Raw genomic sequence first — 22,870 nt, forward strand, 5'->3', positions numbered from 1 at the left:
AGCCCATCGAGCACTCGCCGGATGGACTTGAAGAAACAGAAAAAAAGAAAGGATACATAGAAAAAAGGACCGTTCAGGCCACCTCTTCTTTCAATGCCTTGCCAGGCTTGAACTTCACAACTTTTTTCGCTGCGATGGTAATTGTCTCGCCTGTCTGAGGGTTTCGTCCCTGCCGTTCGGCTCTTTCACCTGTGGAAAAAGTCCCGAAACCAACAAGCGTGATATCATCACCTGCTTTAAGACCAGCTGTCACAACATTCACAAAGGCGTTCACAGCCCTTTCCGCGTCGGCTTTGGTTAACCCTGCCTGGGATGCGATCTTTTCAACTAACTCAGCTTTAGACATAGGATAATTTTTTTGTTGTTGGAGTCAATAACCACCAAATTAACTGTAAACTGCATTAAAATTAATGTAACCAGTCTGTTACAAACTTGCAATCGGTTTTTCCGCCGGCATCAGAGCACCGTTTTCACAGCTCCCTGCCGTGAACAATTGCTCGAATATCGACTGTGGCAATTAAAAACGCTCAACTTAGGAGATTGTTAATCACATTGCGCTGTATTATATTAAACTCTTCGCCGAACAGCAAGCCGTAAGGCACAGAACATTTGTTTATTTTCGCTTCATATGACATCAATCAGTAACGTATCGAAAGGCTCGATCATCCGTTTTCGGGGTGAACCACATCGTATCGAAAGCCTGGTACACCGGACACCTGGTAATTTGAGAGCATTTTACCAGGCCGGGATGAAAAACCTCAATACCGGACGCAATGTCGAATACCGCTTCAGCGCAAGTGAATCAGTCGATGTTGTTCAGACTGAACGGAAACAGTATCAGTACCTTTATCGGGACGGGGAAGATTTTGTGATGATGGATACCGAAACCTTTGACCAGATAAACATTGCGAAGGAAATCATCGGTACCCCGGCAAGTTTTCTCACGGAAGGAATGCTTGTCGACATCGTCTTTGCGGACGACAACTCAATCATCGAAGCAGAACTGCCCATATTTGTTGAGCTCGAAGTAACCGAAACAAGTCCTGCAACAAAAGATGACCGGGCCACGAGCGGAACAAAGCCTGCAATTCTTGAAACCGGAACGGAAGTCAACGTCCCCATGTTCATCCAGACCGGCAGTGTTATCCGTGTCGATACTCGTAGCGGAGAATACATGGAAAGGGTAAAAAAATAACCCCTCCCCTATACGATCTGCACCAAACTTAAAGCATGAAATTATGAACCTGAAAGAAATTCAGCAGCTTATCGATATGATCAATAACTCGGATCTCGATGAGGCTACTATCGAAGAAGGTGATTTTAAGATCACCCTCAAAAGATCTTCTGCGAACCCTGTTACCAACAACAGCCAGCCAGCTTCGACGCATGCTGTTCCTCAAGCAGTTTCCGCACCCCAGCCAGTCATACAGCCTCAGGTAAAAGATTCCGAGCCATCAAAACCGATGAATGAAGGTTTGGTTGAAATTCGTTCACCTATCGTCGGAACCTTTTACAGAGCACCATCTCCGGAAGCCGATGCTTTTGTCAACGTCAATGACCGTATTGAAAATGGCCAGGTGCTTTGTATCATCGAGGCAATGAAACTCATGAACGAAATCGAGTCCGATTTTTCAGGAGCCATTGTTGAAATTCTGGTAGAAAATGGCCAGCCCGTAGAATACGACCAAGTGCTTTTCCTCATCAAGCCTTGAAAAAACTTTACCGGATAATCAATCACATTGTTTCAGACCCATACAACAAGAGAGAAAAGCAAAGTCAACAAGGTTGCTGACAGTGGCTCCCGTCACTCGCCACTGTCAAGAATAACCGAACGATCGATCATTATCAAGTACAAATAAAACAGAGCATTGTTTAAAAAAATACTTATTGCTAATCGTGGAGAAATCGCGTTACGGGTCATGCAAACCTGCCGCGAATTGGGAATCAGCACCGTCGGAGTATATTCTACAGCCGATAAGGACTCACTTCACGTCAGATATGCCGATGAAGCCGTTTGCATAGGCCCACCTCTTGGGAAAGACAGTTATTTGAATATCTCTCGTATTTTAGCGGCAGCTGAAATAACCAATGCCGATGCGATACATCCAGGGTACGGTTTTTTGGCAGAAAATGCAGACTTTGCTGAAGTATGCAGCTCCTCCGGCTTCAAATTCATCGGTCCGCATGCTGAAATGATCCGTAAAATGGGCGACAAGAACACGGCCAGAGAAACTGTTGTTGCTGCCGGTGTGCCTGTTGTTCCGGGCAGCGACGGGTTGATATCCAACGTCAAGGAAGCAGTGGACATTGCAGAAAAAATAGGATATCCGGTTATCATCAAACCTACTGCCGGAGGTGGAGGGAAAGGGATGAGAGTCGTGAGTGAAACCTCACAGCTTGAAAATGCACTTGCCACTGCCCAGAACGAAGCACAACAGGCTTTCGGAAACAGCGGTGTCTACATCGAAAAGTTCGTTGAAAATCCCCGCCACGTAGAGATACAGGTGCTTGCCGATCAGTATGGCAACACCATACACCTCGGTGAACGTGACTGTACCATACAACGTCGCCATCAGAAACTTATCGAAGAAACACCCTCACCGGTTGTCGATGACGAGCTTCGGACAAAAATGGGTAATGCCGCCGTTGCAGCTGCAGCTGCAATCAACTACGAAGGGGCCGGCACCATTGAGTTTCTCCTGGACAGTGACCGGAATTTCTACTTCATGGAAATGAATACCCGCATTCAGGTCGAGCATCCCGTCACTGAAGAGCGATACGATGTCGATCTGGTAAGGCAGCAGATTCTCATTGCTTCAGGTGAAAACATCGCAAACCGCTCGTACACCCCTAAAGGACATTCCATTGAATGCCGTATCAACGCCGAAGATCCTAAACACGGCTTTCGTCCCTCTCCCGGAGAACTACAGGTATTCCATACCCCTGGCGGTCACGGCGTACGCGTCGATACTCATGGTTATGCAAGTTACAAAGTCCCACCGCACTATGACTCGCTGATCGCCAAGCTCGTAGTCCATGCAGACACAAGAGAAGAAGCCATTGAAAGAATGCAGCGTGCACTCGATGAATTTATCGTTACCGGCATCAAGACAACGATTCCATTTCACAAGCAACTCCTCATGACAAGCGCATTCAAGAGCGGCGAATTCGATACCGGATTTCTCGAAAACTCCGGATTTACGGTTTCGTAGTCGTACCGGTCCATGTATCTGAACTACTGACTGAATATCACCAGCTAAAAATAAAAAAGGCTGCCCTTTAAAGGCAGCCTCTTTTATTGTAGATTTTGGAGAGCACTTCCCGTTCTATTACTCATACACTGGCATAGAACTATTCAGTCTCTTCTTCAATAACCGATCCATCCAGATCAGCGTCTTCACTCTCAAAAGCAGCGGTACTGCCTTCACCGTTTTCAGGAAACGCAAGGTTCAGCTTACGATACTTTTTCAATCCGGTACCGGCAGGAATGAGCTTACCGACAATGACGTTTTCTTTCAACCCGGCCAGATTGTCGATTTTACCGGCTACTGCCGCATCGGTAAGAACCTTTGTGGTTTCCTGGAAGGATGCAGCGGAAATAACGCTTTCAGTCTGCAGGGCAGCACTTGTGATACCAAGCAGAACCGGATGAGATGTCGCTTGCAGCGCGGGCTCGATAGCAATCAATTTTTTGCTGTTTCTGCGAAGCTCCCTGTTGAGTTTGGTTATATCCCGCATTTTGTACAACTGACCTTCCTGAATTCTCGGCGGAGCATCTCCCCGCTCTGTCACCCGTACCTTTTCGGCGACATCCCTGTTAGCTTCGATGAACACGGTTCTATCGATGAGATCACCCGACAACAGTTCGGTATCTCCCGGTTCTTCAACCCTCACCTTCTGCAACATCTGGCGAACGATCACTTCAAGATGTTTGTCATTGATTTCAACACCGGCGTTGATCTGGTATACCTTCTGAATTTCATTCACCAAATACTGCTGTACAGCATTCGGTCCCTGAATTCTCAGAATATCCTGCGGAGATACAGCACCATCGGTAAGGGGTTCTCCCGCGTTGACTTCGTCGCCTTCATTGGCAAGAACATGTTTACCAACCTGTACATAATAATTCTTTTCCTCTCCAAATTCGTTTTTAACCTTGATCTCCTTACTACTCCTGCGTTGTGGGCCAAAACCGACGTAACCGTCAATCTCGGATACAATCGCCGGATCCGAAGGAATACGAGCCTCGAAAAGTTCGGTAACTTTCGGAAGACCCGCGGTAATATCACCGCCGACCCGGTCAAGGTTTCTCGGTACTTTAGCCATGACATCACCAACCTTAACCCTTCTGCCGTCCTCGACAAAGAGGTTCGACTTGATTGGAACAGGATAGGTTTTGAGAATCTCTCCTGCGTCGCTTACAATCAAAATCCTTGGCTCTCTTGTTTCAGAAGCCCGTAACTTGGTACGCCAGTTGATAATCACATGCTGTACATAACCGGTCTGAGGATCAACCTCTTCCTTGTAGGTAACCCCTTTTTCAATATCGACGAACTTTACCTGCCCCTCGATTTCGGCGATAATCTGCGTACTGTTAGGCTCGCTGCTGAAAAGAACATCGTCCTTTTTGACAAGGTCGCCGTTTTTGGATGCGAGATGTGCACCGTGAGGCACCTCATAACGTTTCAGTATTTTTCCTGAATCAGGATCGACAATGTTGATTTTTCCGTTTTTCTGAATAACCAAGATCTGGATTTCTGGCACACCATCTTCATTGATGGCTTCCTGCTCAACGCTTCTGATGCTCTCAAACTCTACCTGGCCTTCGCAGGAAGACTTGGTTTCCGTTTCTGCAATACCACCCTGTGCCGTTCCCCCCTGATGGAAAGTACGAAGGGTGAGCTGGGTACCCGGTTCGCCAATGGATTGTGCGGCAATGACACCGACAGCCTCACCGATTTCGACAAGCTTGTGTACCGCGAGGTTGGTACCGTAACATTTGGAGCATATCCCCTGTTTGGCTTCACAGGTCAACACCGACCGGATATCAGCCTCTATAACACCTACATTTTTCTGAATGGCATCGGCAATTTCATCCGTGATGATTCCTCCTGCCGGAACAATGATTTCATCGGCAAGCGTGTCGATAATGTCTCGGGAAGCAACACGGCCCCGAATTTTTTCACTGAACTTGATTTGGCCACCTGTTTCTTCTTCAATGCCACGCTCAACATGAATCCCCCTTGTCGTACCGCAATCCTCCTCGGTAACGATGACATCCTGCGCAACATCGTGCAGTCGCCTCGTCAAGTAACCGGCATCAGCAGTTTTAAGCGATGTATCGGACAAACCTTTACGGGCACCATGCGTCGAGACAAAATATTCGAGAACGGTCAACCCTTCTTTAAGGTTCGAAATAATAGGATTCTCGATAATCTCGCCGGGCTGCCCTGACATGGACTTCTGCGGGCGGGCAATAAGCCCTCTCATACCGGTTAGCTGCCGAACCTGCTCTCTCGAGCCGCGAGCACCGGAATCAAGCATCATGAACAACGGATTGAAGCCTGCACGGTCTTTACGAAGCTTTTGATATGACTCCTCGGCGACAAGGTTCGTCACTTTCTGCCAAACATCGACAATCTGGTTATACCGTTCGTTTTCCGTCAGCGTACCTCGGTTATACTCTCTGACAATCTTGTTACTTTCCCTTGTAGCTTTCTTGATATGCTGGATCTTGGCTTCGGGAATGATTGCATCGGCAAGGCCGATAGAAAGACCGCCTTTCATGGCGTAATGGAAACCAACCTCCTTGATGTTATCGAGAAACTCTGCTGCCGCAACATTGCCCACTTCTCCTGAAAGTTTGGAGATAAGCTCCTTTGCGCCTTTTTTATCGATAACCTTGTTGATGAAGCCGATCTTTTCCGGAACATACTGGTTGAAGATCACACGGCCAACGGTCGTTACAAGGATTCTGCTTTCTTCGATTTCCTTTTTCAGCCATTCTTTCTGCTCAACGTTCTCTTCCGGAATGATATCGAGCATTCGTAAAGGATCGAACTTCTGCTCTATTTTACCGCTGTATTTAACAAAGACAAGTGCATGAAGACCGATACGTTGCTCATTATAGGCAATCATGACCTCCTCGGTACCGTAAAACAGTTGTCCCTGACCTTTCTCTCCAAGCCTGGATTTCGTGAGGTAGTACATGCCAAGAACCATATCCTGTGAAGGAACGGTAACCGGCTTACCCGACTGCGGAAGGATGAGGTTATGCGACGAAAGCATCAAAAGAGTCGCCTCGAGCTGTGCTTCCTGTGACAGGGGTACGTGTACCGCCATCTGGTCACCGTCGAAGTCAGCGTTGAACGCAGTACAAACCAAAGGATGTATCTGTATTGCCTTGCCCTCGATCAGGACCGGCTGAAAAGCCTGAATACCAAGGCGATGCAGTGTCGGTGCACGGTTAAGGAGCACTGGCCGACCGTCGATGACTTTTTCCAGAACGTCCCAGACAACCGGATCTTTTTTATCGATCAACTTCTTGGCCGATTTTACCGACTTTGCAATACCCCGCTCGACCAGACGCCTGATGACAAACGGCTGGAACAGTTCGATCGCCATGCTTTTCGGTAATCCGCACTCATGTAGTTTCAGCTCAGGCCCTACAACGATAACCGACCTGCCGGAGTAGTCGACACGCTTACCGAGCAGGTTTTGACGAAAACGCCCTTGCTTTCCTTTCAAGGCATCGGAAAGGGATTTCAGCGGCCGGTTGGATTCACCGGTTTTAACAGCGTTGGCCTTGCGCGAGTTATCGAACAGCGCATCAACGGCTTCCTGCAACATTCTTTTCTCGTTACGCAGAATGACTTCCGGAGCACGAATGTCGATCAATTTCTTCAGACGGTTGTTGCGGATGATGACCCTGCGGTAAAGATCGTTGAGATCGGATGTGGCAAACCGTCCGCCTTCCAGCGGCACAAGAGGACGCAGCTCAGGTGGAATGACCGGAATAACCTCCATAACCATGTACTCGGGTTTGTTACCCTCATAAACATATGGTTCCGGCGCCTCATCTTCGGGAAACAACCCTGTAGACTTTTTCCTCGATTTCTTAACCGGCTCATAACTTTTCCTGAACGCCTCGACAACCTTTAAACGTTTGAGCGCATCGGCTTTTTTCTGCTCCGAACCACTTTCCCGGAGAATTTTGCGCAGCTCGACAGCCTGAGAATCCAGGTCGAGCCCTTTGAGCAGCGTGTGAATCGCTTCACCGCCCATCTTGGCGACGAACTTTGCAGGATCATTATCGTCAAGATCCTGATTATCCTCGTATTCGGTTATAATCTGGAAATACTGCTCTTCCGTCAGACGATCGAGCTTTTTGATCCCTTGCTTTTCTCCCGGCTCCCCAGGGTTGATAACAACATAAACTTCATAGTAAATAATACGCTCGAGCTCCTTGGTGGAAAGGTCGAGCAATGCACCTATCTTGCTGGGGACAGAACGGAAAAACCAGGTGTGCACAACTGGAACCGCCAGAGAAATATGCCCCATGCGTTCGCGACGAACGCTTTTCATGGTTACTTCCACACCGCAACGGTCACAGATAATACCTTTGTACCTGACACGTTTATACTTACCGCAATAGCATTCCCAGTCTTTTGTCGGACCGAAAATTTTCTCACACATCAGTCCGTCTCTTTCCGGCTTGAACGTGCGATAGTTTATTGTTTCGGGTTTGAGTACCTCACCTCTTGAATGTGCGAGAATGCTTTCAGGAGATGCGATGCTGAATTTTATCTTTGAAAAATCACCCTTTATCGGTGAAGCTCCCTGTGAAAAAATCATAGTAAATGTCCCTGTTAAAACAACCGTTTAGAAATCTCGGAAAGTACCACGTCACACAACTCTCGCCCTAAGGCACCTTGTTGTCAATACGTATCTCAAGTCCAAGACCCTGTAACTCCCGAACCAGCACATTGAACGATTCCGGCGTTCCGGGATCGGGCAGGTTCTGGCCCTTCACAATCGATTCATACGTTTTATTTCGTCCTACAACATCATCCGATTTGACCGTAAGCATCTCTCTGAGAATGTTGGCCGCCCCATATGCTTCAAGTGCCCAGACCTCCATCTCACCAAACCGCTGACCGCCAAACTGAGCTTTACCGCCAAGAGGCTGCTGTGTTATAAGCGAGTATGGACCCGTGGAACGTGCATGGATCTTATCATCGACAAGATGGCTGAGTTTCAGCATATAGATGTAACCAACCGTCACTTCATCGTCGAAAGGCTCACCTGTCCTGCCATCATACAACCTGACTTTTCCATGCTTCGGCAGTCCTGCCCTTTCAAGCTGCTGCTCAACCTCTTCGTAGGTTGCGCCATCGAAAATAGGGGTTTTGAACTGCACACCAAGCTGCTTTCCAGCCCATCCGAGTGACGTTTCATAGAGCTGCCCGATATTCATACGGCTGGGAACACCTAGAGGGTTCAACACAATATCAACCGGCGTTCCGTCGGCCATGAACGGCATGTCCTCGATCGGCAATATTTTCCCGACAACACCCTTGTTACCATGTCGTCCTGCCATTTTATCGCCCACCTGAATCTTTCTTTTCTGAGCGATATACACTTTGGCAAGCTCCTCGATACCCGGAGGAAGCTCGTCTCCGATATTGAGCTTGTACTTCTCGTTCTCGCGTTCATCCGACAGATCCTTGAGCATGAGGCGATACTCCCTGCACAATCGAAGTAAACTTTCGTTTGCTTTTGCCTCTTTTACAACACCTTTTGAAAGGTCCAGAGACTCCAGGAAGCCGAGACCGGCAAACTTACCGAGCAATTCTTCATCAAGAACGGTCCCGGCAGCAACCAACTCTTTGCCTTTTTCATTGTATACACCGGTGCTTTTCTTACCCTCGAAAAGCTCTTTCATCCACTTTTTGAAACGGCTTCGAAGATCGGATTCCTTACGATCATACAGGGCATCGATCGCTTCCTGCTGCTCCCTGATATCCAACCCGACCTTTTTCTTGCGGCTGAACAGCTTTGTTTTGATCACAATGCCCTTCATCCCCGCCGGGACATGCATCGACGCATCCTTTACATCGCTGGACTTGTCACCAAAAATCGCACGAAGAAGTTTTTCCTCGGGTGTCGGATCGCTTTCTCCTTTCGGTGTTATTTTTCCGACAAGAATATCACGTTCCTTGACCTCGGCACCGATACGAATGATGCCGTTCTCATCGAGATTACGCAGCGCCTCTTCGCTGACATTGTAGATGTCGCGGGTAAACTGCTCCTCGCCGCGCTTCGTATCCCGAACGTTCGCTTCGAACTCATGAATGTGAATCGAAGTAAAGACATCATCATAGACCAACCGCTCGCTTAGAACAATAGCATCCTCAAAGTTATACCCTCTCCAAGGCATAAACGCGACAAGCACGTTTTTACCCAACGCCAGTTCACCATTTTCAGTGGAAGGCCCGTCGGCCAAAACATCCCCTTTTTCGACAGCCTGACCATTCTTCACAACAGGCTTTTGGGTAATACAAGTATCCTGGTTCGACCGCTTGAATTTGATCAACTCATAGGTTTTGACACCTTCGTCAGGGTCAAGCATGATCATTCGATTTTCATCATCACCATCCATCTCGTAGCGCACACGGATACTTTCCGAAGTAACCGACTCGACAACACCGGCGCCTTCGGCAAGAACAACGGCGCGGGAATCACGAGCAACTTTTGCCTCCATGCCGGTTCCAACCACAGGGGCATCTGCCACGAGAAGGGGAACAGCCTGGCGCTGCATGTTGGCCCCCATGAGAGCGCGGTTACCATCATCGTGCTCAAGGAACGGAATAAGAGCCGCTGCCGCACTGACGATCTGAATCGGAGAGACATCCATGTAATCAACCTCTTCGGCTGTAACGACCGGATAGTCACCTTTTGTCCGTGCCTGAACGGTTTCAGATTCTATTTTTCTTTTTTCATCCAGCGGAACATTCACCGGAACGGTAATCTTGTTCTCTTCATCCTCGGCTGAAAGCATCAACACCTCATCAGTAACGACCCCATCCTTCACAACACGGTAAGGCGTCTGGATGAACCCTTTATCATTGATCTCGGCATAGACCGACAACGAGGAGATCAAGCCGATGTTCGGACCTTCAGGGGTTTCGATCGGACAGAGGCGGCCATAGTGCGTATAGTGTACGTCACGAACCTCAAAACCTGCACGCTCTCTTGTAAGACCACCAGGGCCGAGAGCGGACACCCTTCTCTTGTTGGTCATCTCAGCCAGCGGATTTGTCTGATCCATAAACTGAGAAAGCTGGCTTGTAGCAAAAAAGCTCGAAACCACGCTCGATACTGTACGGGCATTGATCAAATCCGCCGGCGCAATCTTGTCGGTATCCCTCGAGTTGAGTTTTTCACGGACGTTTTTTCCCATCCTGGCGAGTCCGACAACAAACTGGGCGGCAAGCTGTTCACCAACGGTCCGAACCCTTCTGTTTGCGAGATGGTCGACATCGTCAACCTCGGCCTGGCCATTGACAAGCTTGATCAGATAGTTGATAACCGCAATAATGTCATAATGTGTCAACACCATGATCTCATCACCTATCGGCTCATCCGAATATGACTGGATCGTCTGGAGGATTTTTTCGTAGATACCATCCGAAAGAGCTTTCAGCTCAGAATTCTCATCAAGAAATGTCTTGAACGCATCATGTTCTTTGCCGAGCTTTTTATCGATCCTGTAACGCCCGACATCTCCCAGATCATATTTTTTCTGATTGAAAAATGTTCTTTCGAGAAAGCTCCTGGCCGCATCGATATCCGGTGCTTCGTTTGCCCGCAGCTCTTCATAAACAATTTCAAGAGCTTCTTCTTCGGTTGCTGAACTGTCGTTGAGAATGGTGTTGGTGACTACCGATTTATCCAGTCCTTTTTCACCAGCACCGGCTTTCATGATCCTGACGGTCTTGTATCCAGCCGCGGTGATCTGATCAAGAATATCCTCGGTGATGGCTGTCCGTGCACTGACCACTTCACCAGTCTGCATATCGATAATATCCGATGCAAGGTTTTTACCGATGAGATAATCCTTCTTGCTTGCCTTGACCGGAACCTCCTCAACGAGATCGAAGAGGCTTAGGATATCCTCATCTTTCGTAAATCCTATCGCCCTGAGCAAAGCACTGACCAGGAAATTCTTTTTCTGGTCTATATAGACGTATATCTGATTATTGATATCGGTCTGAAACTCTATCCACGACCCTCTGGTCGGCACAATTTTGGCCGAGTACATCTTTTTGCCGTTCGGATGTACAGCTTCGCTGAACACAACACCAGGAGAGCGGTGCAACTGGGCGACGACAACACGCTCCGCACCGTTGACAATAAATGTACCTCGGTCGGTCATATAAGGTATTCGACCAAGATACACCTCCTGCTGGATAGTTTCTTTCCAGTCCGATTCATCAGGCTCGTCTTTATACGAGAGCTTGAGCTTGACCTTGAGCGAAACATCATAGGTCAACCCTCTTTCAATACACTCCTCTACTGTATATTTCGGTTTGTCAAATGTATATGATATATATTCAAGTAAATACAGGCCACGGGTATCCGTGATCGGAAAAGCGCTGCGAAGGACCTTCTCAAGACCTTGATCTTTACGTTTGGCAAGGGGAACACTGTCCTGAATAAACCTCTTGAATGAATCTAACTGAACTTGTAATAAATCAGGAGGATTAACTATACTCTGGATCTTTGAAAAGGCAATACACTCTTTCTGTGTTTTATCAGCCACTTTCACTTGCACCTCACTTTTATCGATTGCAGGAAGTACTTCTCTTTCTCTTCATTGAATCAAAACACAACAGCCGTTCCCAGCAGATACGCTTTAATGGTAATGAACACCGTATTTGCGGAACGAAACATCTAAACTCTTACAAACAGGCAAAGCTCCGCCTCATGCTGAAACGGAGCTTATGATCATAATCGACGCCCGAAAAAATGTCACTTGAGCTCAACTTCCGCGCCTGCGTCCTTGAGTTCTTTAGCGATTTTTTCGGCTTCTTCCTTACTCACAGCCTCTTTAACGACTTTCGGTGCACCGTCAACCATTTCTTTTGCCTCTTTGAGGCCAAGACCGGTAATGGAACGAACAACCTTGATAACGTTGATTTTGTTACCGCCGATCGCTTTGAGTTCGACGTCAAACTCGGTTTTTTCTTCCTGAGCTGCCGCTTCACCTGCGGGAGCTGCCGCTACACCGCCAGCAACAACAGCCGGAGCAGCACTCACACCGAACTTCTCTTCCAGGGCTTTGACCAGCTCGGAAGCTTCGGTAAGCGACAGCTTACCAATTTCCTCTACAAGTGTGTCAATAGATGCCATTATCTTCCTCTCTTGTTTTTATTTTATGTATACAATTCTTTTGAGTGCGTAATAGACTTTCATTCAATCATGCATCCTGCTTTTGTTTCGCTACCTGATCGATAACGGAAACAAGATCGCGCATGACTGCATTGATCACCATGGGCACGGAACTGATGACGTTATTCACCAGACCGGCCATACGGCCGATATTTTCGGTTTTACTGAGCATCTTGGAGAGCTCTTTCAGCTTATCAGCCTCGAACACGGAACCGTCGATGGCTGCCATCTTGAACTTCAACTGCTCATTATCCTTACCGAACTTCTCTATGATTTTCGCCGGAACGACAGGATCATCATACCCGAGAGCCACACCGGTAGTGTTTACCAGACCATCAGCCAGGCGGTCCCCGCCTTCAACACTTTCAAGAGCCTTTTTCACCAGTGTGTTTTTCGCCACTTTGTACTCGACACCCGCCTGACGGAACTGATTTCTCAATTCAGCCATTTTTGCGACATCAAGCCCTTGAAATTCAGTCAGATAAATTCCCTGAGCCCTCTGAAGTTTCTCAGAAACCTCTTTAACAATCTGCTCTTTTTTCTCGCGTTTCATCGTATAAACCGTTTATGTTAGGCGACATACTTCTCTTTTTTCACCCTTACCCCAGGGGACATCGTACTGGAAACGGAAATGTTCCTGACATACTGTCCTTTTGCAGCGGAAGGTTTGAGTCTGATAACCTCTTTGATAAAGCTGGCAGCATTATCGACAAGCTGCTCGGCTCCAAACGATATTTTACCCACAGGAGCATGAACATTACCAGCCTTATCGACCCTGAACTCAATTTTACCTGCTTTAACTTCTTTTACCGCTTTTGCAATATCCATCGTAACCGTACCAGATTTCGGGTTGGGCATGAGCCCGCGAGGACCAAGAATTTTACCAACCCGGCCCAGCTTACCCATAACATCCGGAGTTGCGATGATGACATCGACATCTGTCCAGCCGTTCTGGATTTTCTCGATATAGTCCTCAAACCCAACCATATCGGCACCGGCTTCCTGAGCTTCGGCCGCTTTTGCTTCGTTGCAAATCACGAGAACCGACACGGTTTTACCTGTCCCGTGAGGTAGCATAACGGTACCACGAACAACCTGGTCCGCATGACGCGGGTCAACCCCCAACCTCATTGCAACATCAACCGATGCATCGAACTTGACGTCACTAATCTCCTTGAGAAGCTCTACCGCCTGCTGCAAATCGCACTCACCCTGTGCAGCAACTTTTTCTAAAGCGTTCTTGTATTTTTTTCCTGACATTGTTTCTTTCTTGCAAGTGGTTAAAAAAACGACCTGACGGTCTCCCACAATCACACATCAACACTGAATAAACTCAGCCCTCCACAACGATTCCCATACTTCTTGCCGTACCCCGAACCATCTGCATAGCGCCTTCAACATCAAAGGCATTCAGGTCCGGCATTTTCAGTTCCGCGATTTTGCGAACCTGCTCTTCCGTGACCGTTCCAACCTTGTTCTTGTTCGGCTCTCCCGAACCTTTCTGCAACTTGGCCTCCTTGAGCAACAGCACAGCGGCAGGAGGTGTCTTGGTGATAAACGTGAACGATTTATCGGAAAACACCGTAATAACAACCGGAATAATGGTTCCTGCCTGCGACTGGGTTTTCGCATTGAATTGCTTACAGAACTCCATGATATTCACACCCTTCTGACCGAGGGCCGGTCCAACGGGTGGCGCAGGATTGGCACCGCCTGCCGGAATCTGCAGCTTAATAAACCCAACTACCTTTTTTGCCATACAAAATCACTGTTTCAACAGCTGAATAATACTCAAGCCGTGTTATTGAGAAATTGACTTAACCTGTGAAAAATCAAGCTCTGTAGGAGTGCTTCGTCCGAAAAAGTTAATCATCACCTTGACTTTCATTCTTTCGGTGCACACTTCATGAACCACCCCGATCAACGAACTGAAAGGACCATCTATTACCTTGACGGAATCACCGACACGGAAGGGAGCCTCAACAACAGAGCGCTGCTCGACAGTACCTCCGGGCTCAAGAATTTTTTCCACCTCATCGGGTCTCAGGGGTGTCGGGATGTCATTAACACCCAGAAACCCCATAACCGAAGGAATATCCATAATCAGATTCTTGGTCTGCTTATCAAGCACAGCTTCGATAAGGACATAACCAGGAAATGCATTTTTGGTGAGACTCCTCTTCTTGCCGTTTTTGACTTCGACAAACTTTTCATAAGGAACATAAACCTGCAGGATTTTATCCCCCAAGGCCTGGCGCTCCACTTCAAGCTCAATACCTTCCTTTACCTTTCGCTCATGGCCGGAATAGATCCTCAAAGCATACCAGCGAGGTTTAGGAAGTCCCTGAGCCTCTTTCTCCCTTGTCGTTTCGCTCATCCTACCTTAACCTTTCTTTTCTTACAACAATTTTCCGATAAACGAGTTTATAACCCAGTCCACCACAAACGTAAACAAAGCAAGCAACCCGGAAACGGTCAAGACAACAATAGTCAAATCGCGGGTATCCTCAGGACTTGGCCAGGCAACCTTCTTCATCTCATTGACAACATCATGGTAGTACCGGACTACCTTATCGAGATATTTCTTCATATGCCGCCTTTCACAATAGAATATCTTTTTTGTGCTTTACCCCCTATACCGGCACGTCAGGAGGGACTCGAACCCCCAACCTGCGGTTTTGGAGACCGCTGCTCTACCAATTAAGCTACTGACGTCTGCATAACCACACGAGTATGAGAGCTGATGACCGGACTTGAACCGGTGACCTCTTCCTTACCAAGGAAGTGCTCTACCGACTGAGCTACATCAGCCTGGCTACCAGAAAACCACAGTGGGTAGGGAAGGATTCGAACCTCCGAAGACATATGTCGACAGATTTACAGTCTGTTGCGTTTGACCGCTTCGCTACCTACCCGCTTTACTGTCTTACTCCGAGCTGGTGATGGGACTCGAACCCGCAACCTGCTGATTACAAATCAGCTGCTCTACCAATTGAGCTACACCAGCACAGCTTCAAAAAAACAGGGCAGGTAATATAATCCTATTAAATCAAAATCCAAAAAAAAACGCTATTCTTACCTGGCTGGTATTAAAAAAACATTTTTGAATGTCTATGAGCCACCGTTATAACTTGAGAGGAGCCAAAAAAGATGCCGTCCTCAATACTGTGCGCCTCGGCAGAAAACGCTGAAGAAAAACCAGTAAAAAGTCAAGAAACGTTGGAAAAACATGTAACCTGTTTTTATAAAGCCCTTTGATCGCAGCTTTGACAACCACGGAAGGCTCCGAGACAGGCAGTATGCTGTGCTCGGGATATTGATGCGCTCTGGCGTGAAAACCCGTATCAATGTATCCAGGACAGACAACGACAACCTTTATTCCCTTGTCCCCTAATTCCTTGTGGAGTGATTCACTCAGCGTTATGATAAATGACTTTGTTGCCGAATAAAGCCCTAAAAAAGGAACGCCCTGAAATCCACCCACCGACGATATATTTATAATTCCCCCTTTCTTTTCCGCTATCATATCGGGAATGAAAAGCCGCACAAGCAATGCCATAGCCGCCACGTTCACCTGCACCATTTCCTGTAGCTCCGTCAAAGGCATAGATGCGTAATCACCCGCAAAACCGAAACCCGCACAGTTGACAATCAACCCTACTCTTAGCTCTTTTCGAGCACAATATTCATAAATTCTCCTTGGGCTGTCCGGATCTCCCAAATCTTCAGCACATATGTGAATATCAAGATTGCCTGAAGGATTCACCTCCTCACTGAGTTCCTGTAATCGCCTTTCAGAACGGGCAACAAGAACCATATCACACTTCCGTCGTGCAAACTCATGCACAAACTCCTGACCAATCCCGGTTGAAGCGCCGGTTATCAACGTATAAAACATAGTCACCCGTTTTTTTCACGCTACACTGCCAGGGCACACAGCTTACTCCGGATTCCCCACAATACCTCAGAGACATCGGCATCGGTACTCTTTTTCAGCACCGCTTTTTGGTGCCGATCACCGTTTCCAGCAAATACTCGCAAACTCTCTTTCCCCGCTATTCCACAGGGTCAACCCATCGCCCATGCGATTTGATCAGTTCGACCAGTTTTTCAACAGCATCCTCTTCAGGAATGTTCGACCTGACACATTCTTTACCGACATACAAGCTTACCCCGTTCTTACCGGAGCCCACATAACCGAAATCGGCGTCAGCCATTTCACCTGGCCCATTGACGATACACCCCATGATGCCGATTTTCAAGCCTTTCAGATGTGACATTCTGGTCTTGATAATGCCAGCAGTTTTTTCAAGATCAAAATAGGTTCTCCCACAACCAGGGCAGGAGATAAACTCCGTTTTCGACATACGCACCCTCGCCGCCTGCAGAATGTTGAAAGCAAGCCCTATCTCCTCATCTTCAGGAAGCCCGCTTTCCAGAGCAAACAGGTCCCCTATGCCATCACAAAAGAGGGTTCCGACTTGAATCGCACAATCAATAAGCGTTTCAAGACGATCTTTCTTCCCCTTGCTATACCGAACTGCAAGCGGATAATCGATCCCATCCTGATTGAAACTCCGAACAAGGTAGCGGTACGCATAGACAGCATCAGGAGAATCAATAGAAAACAACACACGCCGCAACCCCATAGCGTTCACTCTCAACGCAATTCTTTTGAGAATATCAGCTGAAACCCTGGCTGAGGAGTTTTCATGTATGAAACAAAACTCTATTACAGCACCCCTGTCGTCGAGACCATCGAGCACTTCCTTATCGATCATCTGTCCCTCGACAATCCCGATACGCACCTTGGCGGCAATATTCATAAACGCCGGGGCAAGCGCTATATCCTTTACAGAAACACCGACACGATCCCGGTATGCACCAAGTTTGCCGAGTACCGTATCCAGCAGAGCCACGTCCTCCAGCGATGAGACCGGAACAGTGACAAACTCCGAGCGCAATACCGAATCCTGCCTCTCAACGGCAAGCCGGCTTTTGAGTTCCGCAAGCAGCAGATCCGCGTTCGCAGGCACCTGCGTGGCAGAGGTTTCAACCATCGGGACATTCTCTCCCCCGAGACCCCCGGCACCAGTATCGATTACCATTGCTTTCCGTCTGCTATAGCCGACAGGATCGAAGGGCGGCACGTCAAAGACCGGCGTTGCAACCTGAGACTCGATAAGCTGCTTGACCGGCATATGCCCCTTGTCACCCATCACTTTCTGGTAATCGTTATACTTTTTAACCAGCGCGAATCCCACAGGCACCTCGTTAACAGGATCCTCGGTCAATGAAACCCGTATGGTATCACCAAGCCCTTCCTCGAGAAGCGCTCCGATACCCATTGCTGATTTTACTCTCCCTTCATCACCATCACCGGCCTCGGTAACTCCCAGATGCAACGGATATGCATAACGCAACTCGTCATCGGCCTTCATCACCAGCAACCTGTAAGCCTGTATCATCACTCGAACATTGGATGACTTCATCGAGAAGAGAATATCATAATACCCTTCATCTTCACAAATCCTTGCAAATTCAAGCGCCGCCTCGACCATCCCGTCGGGGGTATTTCCGTAACGACTGACAATGCGATCCGAAAGCGATCCATGATTGGTCCCGATCCTCATCGACACCCCGAACTCTTTCGCTTTCGCAATTAAAGGCAGAAACTCATTCCTTACATTTTCGTATTCAGCCCTGAAAGCTTCATCGGAATACTCCTCGTTGGAAAACTTCTTCGTATTGGCGAAATTCCCAGGATTTATGCGGACATTTTCGACAAACTCCACCGCCTTCAAGGCCGCTTTCCTCGAAAAGTGAATATCAGCCACCAGTGGCGTCGTTATACCATCCCGACGAAGTTGGTCCCGAATAACTTTAAGGTTATTGGCGTCTTTTTCAGTCGGCACCGTCAGGCGGATAATCTCGCAACCCGCCTCATAGAGCCGCCTGCACTGCTCTACAGATGCAGTTGTATCCATCGTATGCGTTGTTGTCATCGACTCGACTCGTATGGGTTGGTAACCTCCAAGCGATAGGGGGCCAAAACCAACCTCGTGTGTCAGTCTTCTGCTGTAATGGTACATTGCTATCGGAAAATGCTGCATACTACTTATTTATATTATTTTAGCTTGATATCGGGAAGATACCGTCGTCAAACAGGTTATATCGGTACCATGCGTTATTTTTTTTTATCCTCGATAATAAACAGAGTCTCATCATCTTTTGAAAAATTATATTTCTCCCTGGCTATCTTCTCTATCGTCTCCGGATTGTCTGCACTGCGGATCTTTCGGGTGTTTTCAATGATCTTCAATTCTTCTTGCTCCTGAAGCTCTCTGAGCATACGATTCTCCGCTTCCATACGAAACCTCGCGACCACCCCGTAATTCCCAAAAATCACCCATAGCACCAGAACGCCTGCAAGCGCAAGCAAAAATATTTTCTTCGGGTGGGACAGAACATAAGCCCATATGTCAGATAAGACCTGTTTCAACCTCGCATCCGTTTGTCTGTCATTTTTACCACCTGCAACATCCCTTCTCCTACGGGGTTCGGGGCCGTTATAGACCTCGGCACCGAAATTATAATCAACGTAATCTCATTTCGACCCCAAGACCTGACAACGACCCCGATGCTCAACTTTTTTTCTCGTCAAAAGCCAACGGCCATCCCTCTTAAGAGGATCACCGTTCACTCTATCCAATCAGAACACCTATACTCTGAATGCCCTCGCACCCGGATAGTATGCTTCGACTCCAAGCTCCTCCTCGATCCTCAGCAACTCGTTATATTTTGCCATGCGATCAGAACGGGATAAACTGCCTGTTTTAATCTGTCCGGCATTGGTCGCAACGGCAATTTGCGCTATTGTCGTATCTTCAGTTTCCCCGCTTCTGTGACTGATCACCGAAGTATAACCGTTACGTTTCGCTAAATCTATAGCCTGTAGTGTCTCCGTGAGAGTTCCGATCTGGTTGACCTTGATAAGAATCGAATTCCCAACCCGCCTGCCGATGCCGTCAGAGAGCCTGCTGGTGTTGGTAACGAAAAGATCGTCCCCCACAAGCTGAACACGTGCCCCTATCTTCTCGGTGAGAACTTTCCAGCCATCCCAGTCATCCTCAGCCATCCCGTCTTCTATGGAAATGATGGGATAGTCTCCACACCATTTCTCCCAATATTCAGCCATCTCCCCGGACTCAAGCTCTTTACCGGACGATTTTTTGAAAACGTATTTTTTTCGCTCGACATCATAAAACTCAGAGCTTGCCGGATCAAGAGCTATCATCACCTGAGCTTCACCCAGACCACCCGCATTTGTCGGGGAACCGACCTTATAGCCTGCTTTTCCGACAGCTTCGATAACGACCTCTATCGCTTCTTCGTTTGAACCGAGATTAGGTGCAAAACCACCTTCGTCGCCAACTGCCGTACTGAGTCCCTTGCTTTTGAGCAGAGCCTTGAGCGCGTGGAAAACCTCCACTCCGCAACGCAGTGCATCCGAATAGGCCGTAAAGCCGATGGGCATGATCATGAATTCCTGGAAATCAACCGTATTGTCAGCATGGGCACCGCCGTTCAACACATTCATCATCGGAACAGGCAGTGTATTGGCGAGGGTTCCCCCTATATAACGGAAAAGAGCCAGACCTGAGTATTCAGCAGCAGCCTTGGCGCATGCAAGAGAAACACCCAGAATAGCATTGGCTCCAAGATTGGATTTGTTCGGTGTTCCGTCGAGGGCTATCAAAGTGTTGTCTATTTCGGTCTGCTCGGTAACATGCATACCCCTCAAACGATCATTGATAACCGTATTGACATTGTCCACGGCCTTCATCACACTTTTTCCCAGGTAAACATCCCCATCCCCATCACGTAATTCAACAGCCTCATGAATACCTGTCGATGCTCCGCTGGGCACTGCCGCACGGCCATAGGAAGTTTCGGTCAGGACATCTACCTCAACGGTTGGATTTCCACGAGAATCAAGAATCTGCCGGGCGACTACATTGGTGATTAATGGCATGATAACGATTGGTTTTTATGTTCAAAAAGCCGGTAAAAAAATACGAGACGCAATGGGTACAATTCCTCCGCTAAACATAAGAATTTATCACCTATTCGCCAGCTTTTCATCAATGCCCCCTGAGCTTAAGAAACTTTTTTTTACTTTTCTTTTTTATCGGCTGTTTCCTCTCGACAACAAACAGCTCCGCAAATTGTTCGTCCGGTACTCCCGGGCACCAGCAATTCAATAACAAGGAGTCCTACTCATGCACGCAGTCCAATCTGATCAACTTCGCAACATCGTTATCGCAGGCCATGCCGGTTCCGGCAAAACAATCCTTACCGAATCACTCGCGCTTTCCATGAATGTCACCAACCGCCTCGGCACTATCGAAGACGGCACAACAATCTCCGATTATGCCGAGGATGAAATAACAAGGCAGCACAGCCTCAACTCAAGCCTCGTTCACGGCACATGGAAAGGACACAAGATAAATTTCATAGACACACCTGGTCTTCCGGATTTTCATGGAGATGTCAAGTCATCCATGCGCGTAGCCGATACCGTTTTCCTGACAGTCAACACCTCCATCGGTGTAGAAGTCGGCACGGACCTTATCTGGGACTACACCAGGGAATACTATAAACCAACCGTATTCGTACTGACGAAACTGGATGCGGACAGGACAAACTACACGAAAACCGTTGAGGAACTTCAAGATCATTTCGGACAAGTAGTGACCCCTATACAGTTCCCTGCAGAAGAGGGTTTGGGACATCATATCATTATCGATGTACTACTGATGAAACAGCTTGTATTCAGTCCTGACAAGCCGGGCAGTATGACTGTTTCCGAAATACCCGACCTGTATAAAAAACGCGCTGAGGACCTGCATTTCAAACTTGTTGAAGCCGTTGCCGAAACTGATGAAGAACTCATGAACCGGTATTTCGAAGTCGGCAACCTAACGGAAGACGAACTTCGTGCCGGCATAAAATCAGCTCTCCTCACCAGGACATTCTTCCCTGTTTTCTGTACCTCGCCACTTCACCTTATCGGTTCGGAACGCCTCCTGAACGCTATAGTCAATCTCTGCCCGTCACCCATAGAACGTGGACCCGAACATGCTTACTGCAGCAACCAAAACAATGAAAAGCTTCTCGACCCCAACCCAGAAGGCCCGACAATCGCATTTATCTTCAAAACAATGTCAGAGCCAAGAGTAGGTGAAGTTTCCTATCTTCGGGTTTATTCAGGACATATTGAAACGGGCCACGAACTGATCGATGCCCAGACAGGACAGCTTGAAAAGATCGGGCAGGTCTATACCATGGAAGGTCAAAAAAAGATCCCGGTCGAAAAGCTGCTTGCGGGTGATATCGGCATGGTTGTCAAACTTAAAGACTCCCATACAAACGATACTCTTGCCGACAAGGGAACCGATTGCAGAATAAGTCCGATCATTTTTCCGGAACCTCTCTTGGCAACGGCAATAGAGCCCGTTGCACAGGGTGATGAGGAAAAGATATCTTCAGGTCTTTTTCACCTGCACGAAGAAGACCCGAGTTTCAGCATCGAACACGATACAGAATTCAACCAGACAATCCTCAAAACACTTGGCGAAACACACCTCGATGCGATTCTCAATCGCCTTGAAAAAAAATTCAGTGTTTCGGTTAAAACCTCACCGGTAAAGATCCCATACCGCGAAACAATCCGGATAACCGCAAACGCACAGGGTAAGTACAAAAAACAATCCGGCGGCAGAGGTCAATATGGCGATGTCTGGGTACGCATCGAGCCGACCGAGAGAAATTCAGGTTTTTCTTTTTCGAGCGAGGTTGTCGGCGGCGTGGTACCTACCCGCTATCTTCCAGCTGTAGAAAAAGGTCTTCGAGAAACAGTAGCTACAGGCGTTCTTTGCGGCTATCCGGTTGTTGACCTGAAAACTGTAGTGTACGATGGTTCCCACCACCCTGTAGATAGCTCAGAGTTTGCATTTAAAATCGCGGCCAGCATGGCTTTCAAGGCTGCATTCGACAAAGCCAAACCCCTTTTGCTTGAGCCTTACTATACGCTCAGCGTTCAGAGCCCGGAGCAGTACACTGGAGAAATTGTAGGGGAAATATCCAGCAAGAGAGGGAAAATCATCGGTATGGATGCAGATTCCCGTTTTCAGATCGTTAAAGCTCATATACCCCAATCTTCATTGCGAGATTTTCATATGCAGCTTGTTCGCCTGACACAGGGAAGAGCACGTTATAGCTGCTCATTCAGTCACTATGAAGAAATGCCGCAGGACGTTGCGAACCAGATAGTAACGTCAAAAGAAGAAAAGGAAAGTGCATAATCGTTCAACTGAAATGGGCGGCAGTAGGAAAAGTGCCGCCCATTGTCGGC

17 protein-coding genes and 4 tRNA genes are annotated in these 22,870 nt (G+C 47.8%); 4 read left to right on the forward strand and 17 right to left on the reverse strand.

Features of this window, described 5'->3' with window-relative positions; genetic code table 11:
* Positions 1 to 73: 73 nt before the first annotated feature.
* On the reverse strand, positions 74 to 346 hold the full coding sequence (locus tag CR164_RS05285; protein ID WP_110022890.1) for an HU family DNA-binding protein: 273 nt from the start codon (positions 344 to 346) through the stop codon (positions 74 to 76).
* Between the two features lie 282 nt (positions 347 to 628).
* Between CR164_RS05285 and efp the strand changes: the two genes are divergently transcribed.
* From efp to accC, 3 genes are all read left to right on the forward strand, one after another.
* Entirely contained in the window at positions 629 to 1,195 is a 567-nt protein-coding gene (gene efp, locus CR164_RS05290; protein WP_110022891.1) for an elongation factor P, read from the forward strand.
* A gap of 43 nt (positions 1,196 to 1,238) precedes the next feature.
* Positions 1,239 to 1,712 carry an acetyl-CoA carboxylase biotin carboxyl carrier protein gene (gene accB / locus CR164_RS05295; RefSeq protein ID WP_110022892.1) on the forward strand — a complete coding sequence of 158 codons (474 nt, stop codon included), beginning with the start codon at positions 1,239 to 1,241 and terminating at the stop codon, positions 1,710 to 1,712.
* 156 nt (positions 1,713 to 1,868) lie between these two features.
* A complete protein-coding gene (gene accC / locus CR164_RS05300; protein WP_110022893.1) occupies positions 1,869 to 3,212 on the forward strand; it encodes an acetyl-CoA carboxylase biotin carboxylase subunit in 1,344 nt (447 codons plus the stop codon).
* Positions 3,213 to 3,351: 139 nt separating this feature from the next.
* On the opposite strand, the gene rpoC is transcribed toward accC, so the two are convergent.
* The 16 genes from rpoC to eno form a co-directional block, all read right to left on the reverse strand.
* The gene (gene rpoC, locus CR164_RS05305) at positions 3,352 to 7,854 is read right to left on the reverse strand and encodes a DNA-directed RNA polymerase subunit beta' (RefSeq protein ID WP_110022894.1); all 4,503 of its coding nucleotides are present in this window, start codon (positions 7,852 to 7,854) and stop codon (positions 3,352 to 3,354) included.
* Positions 7,855 to 7,921: 67 nt separating this feature from the next.
* A complete protein-coding gene (gene rpoB, locus CR164_RS05310; protein WP_110022895.1) occupies positions 7,922 to 11,830 on the reverse strand; it encodes a DNA-directed RNA polymerase subunit beta in 3,909 nt (1,302 codons plus the stop codon).
* Between the two features lie 203 nt (positions 11,831 to 12,033).
* Positions 12,034 to 12,414: a 50S ribosomal protein L7/L12 gene (gene rplL, locus CR164_RS05315; RefSeq protein ID WP_110022896.1), complete on the reverse strand. Its 381-nt coding sequence runs from the start codon at positions 12,412 to 12,414 to the stop codon at positions 12,034 to 12,036.
* A gap of 67 nt (positions 12,415 to 12,481) precedes the next feature.
* Positions 12,482 to 13,006 (reverse strand): 50S ribosomal protein L10, encoded by a 525-nt coding sequence (gene rplJ / locus CR164_RS05320; protein WP_110022897.1) that lies wholly within the window; start codon positions 13,004 to 13,006, stop codon positions 12,482 to 12,484.
* Positions 13,007 to 13,023: 17 nt separating this feature from the next.
* Positions 13,024 to 13,713 carry a 50S ribosomal protein L1 gene (gene rplA / locus CR164_RS05325; RefSeq protein WP_110022898.1) on the reverse strand — a complete coding sequence of 230 codons (690 nt, stop codon included), beginning with the start codon at positions 13,711 to 13,713 and terminating at the stop codon, positions 13,024 to 13,026.
* Positions 13,714 to 13,786: 73 nt separating this feature from the next.
* Positions 13,787 to 14,212 carry a 50S ribosomal protein L11 gene (gene rplK / locus CR164_RS05330; protein ID WP_110022899.1) on the reverse strand — a complete coding sequence of 142 codons (426 nt, stop codon included), beginning with the start codon at positions 14,210 to 14,212 and terminating at the stop codon, positions 13,787 to 13,789.
* A gap of 42 nt (positions 14,213 to 14,254) precedes the next feature.
* Complete coding sequence (nusG, locus tag CR164_RS05335; RefSeq protein ID WP_110022900.1) at positions 14,255 to 14,830, reverse strand: transcription termination/antitermination protein NusG; 576 nt, start codon at positions 14,828 to 14,830, stop codon at positions 14,255 to 14,257.
* Positions 14,831 to 14,851: 21 nt separating this feature from the next.
* Positions 14,852 to 15,043 (reverse strand): preprotein translocase subunit SecE, encoded by a 192-nt coding sequence (secE, locus tag CR164_RS05340; RefSeq protein WP_110022901.1) that lies wholly within the window; start codon positions 15,041 to 15,043, stop codon positions 14,852 to 14,854.
* 52 nt (positions 15,044 to 15,095) lie between these two features.
* Positions 15,096 to 15,168 (reverse strand) — tRNA-Trp (locus tag CR164_RS05345).
* 23 nt (positions 15,169 to 15,191) lie between these two features.
* Positions 15,192 to 15,264: transfer RNA gene (locus CR164_RS05350), tRNA-Thr, on the reverse strand.
* Between the two features lie 21 nt (positions 15,265 to 15,285).
* A tRNA-Tyr gene (locus tag CR164_RS05355) sits at positions 15,286 to 15,368 on the reverse strand.
* Between the two features lie 19 nt (positions 15,369 to 15,387).
* Positions 15,388 to 15,460, reverse strand: a tRNA-Thr gene (locus tag CR164_RS05360).
* A 117-nt stretch (positions 15,461 to 15,577) separates the two neighbouring features.
* Positions 15,578 to 16,351, reverse strand: coding sequence for an SDR family NAD(P)-dependent oxidoreductase (locus CR164_RS05365; protein ID WP_110022902.1), 774 nt, complete (start codon positions 16,349 to 16,351; stop codon positions 15,578 to 15,580).
* Between the two features lie 157 nt (positions 16,352 to 16,508).
* The gene (ispG, locus tag CR164_RS05370) at positions 16,509 to 18,545 is read right to left on the reverse strand and encodes a (E)-4-hydroxy-3-methylbut-2-enyl-diphosphate synthase (protein ID WP_110023052.1); all 2,037 of its coding nucleotides are present in this window, start codon (positions 18,543 to 18,545) and stop codon (positions 16,509 to 16,511) included.
* Between the two features lie 95 nt (positions 18,546 to 18,640).
* Complete coding sequence (locus tag CR164_RS05375; RefSeq protein ID WP_110022903.1) at positions 18,641 to 18,955, reverse strand: FtsB family cell division protein; 315 nt, start codon at positions 18,953 to 18,955, stop codon at positions 18,641 to 18,643.
* A gap of 219 nt (positions 18,956 to 19,174) precedes the next feature.
* Positions 19,175 to 20,488: a phosphopyruvate hydratase gene (eno, locus tag CR164_RS05380; protein ID WP_110022904.1), complete on the reverse strand. Its 1,314-nt coding sequence runs from the start codon at positions 20,486 to 20,488 to the stop codon at positions 19,175 to 19,177.
* 247 nt (positions 20,489 to 20,735) lie between these two features.
* Between eno and fusA the strand changes: the two genes are divergently transcribed.
* Positions 20,736 to 22,820 carry an elongation factor G gene (gene fusA, locus CR164_RS05390; protein WP_110022906.1) on the forward strand — a complete coding sequence of 695 codons (2,085 nt, stop codon included), beginning with the start codon at positions 20,736 to 20,738 and terminating at the stop codon, positions 22,818 to 22,820.
* The last annotated feature ends 50 nt before the right edge of the window (positions 22,821 to 22,870 follow it).

The organism is Prosthecochloris marina, from assembly GCF_003182595.1.
GTDB classification, from domain to species: domain Bacteria; phylum Bacteroidota; class Chlorobiia; order Chlorobiales; family Chlorobiaceae; genus Prosthecochloris; species Prosthecochloris marina.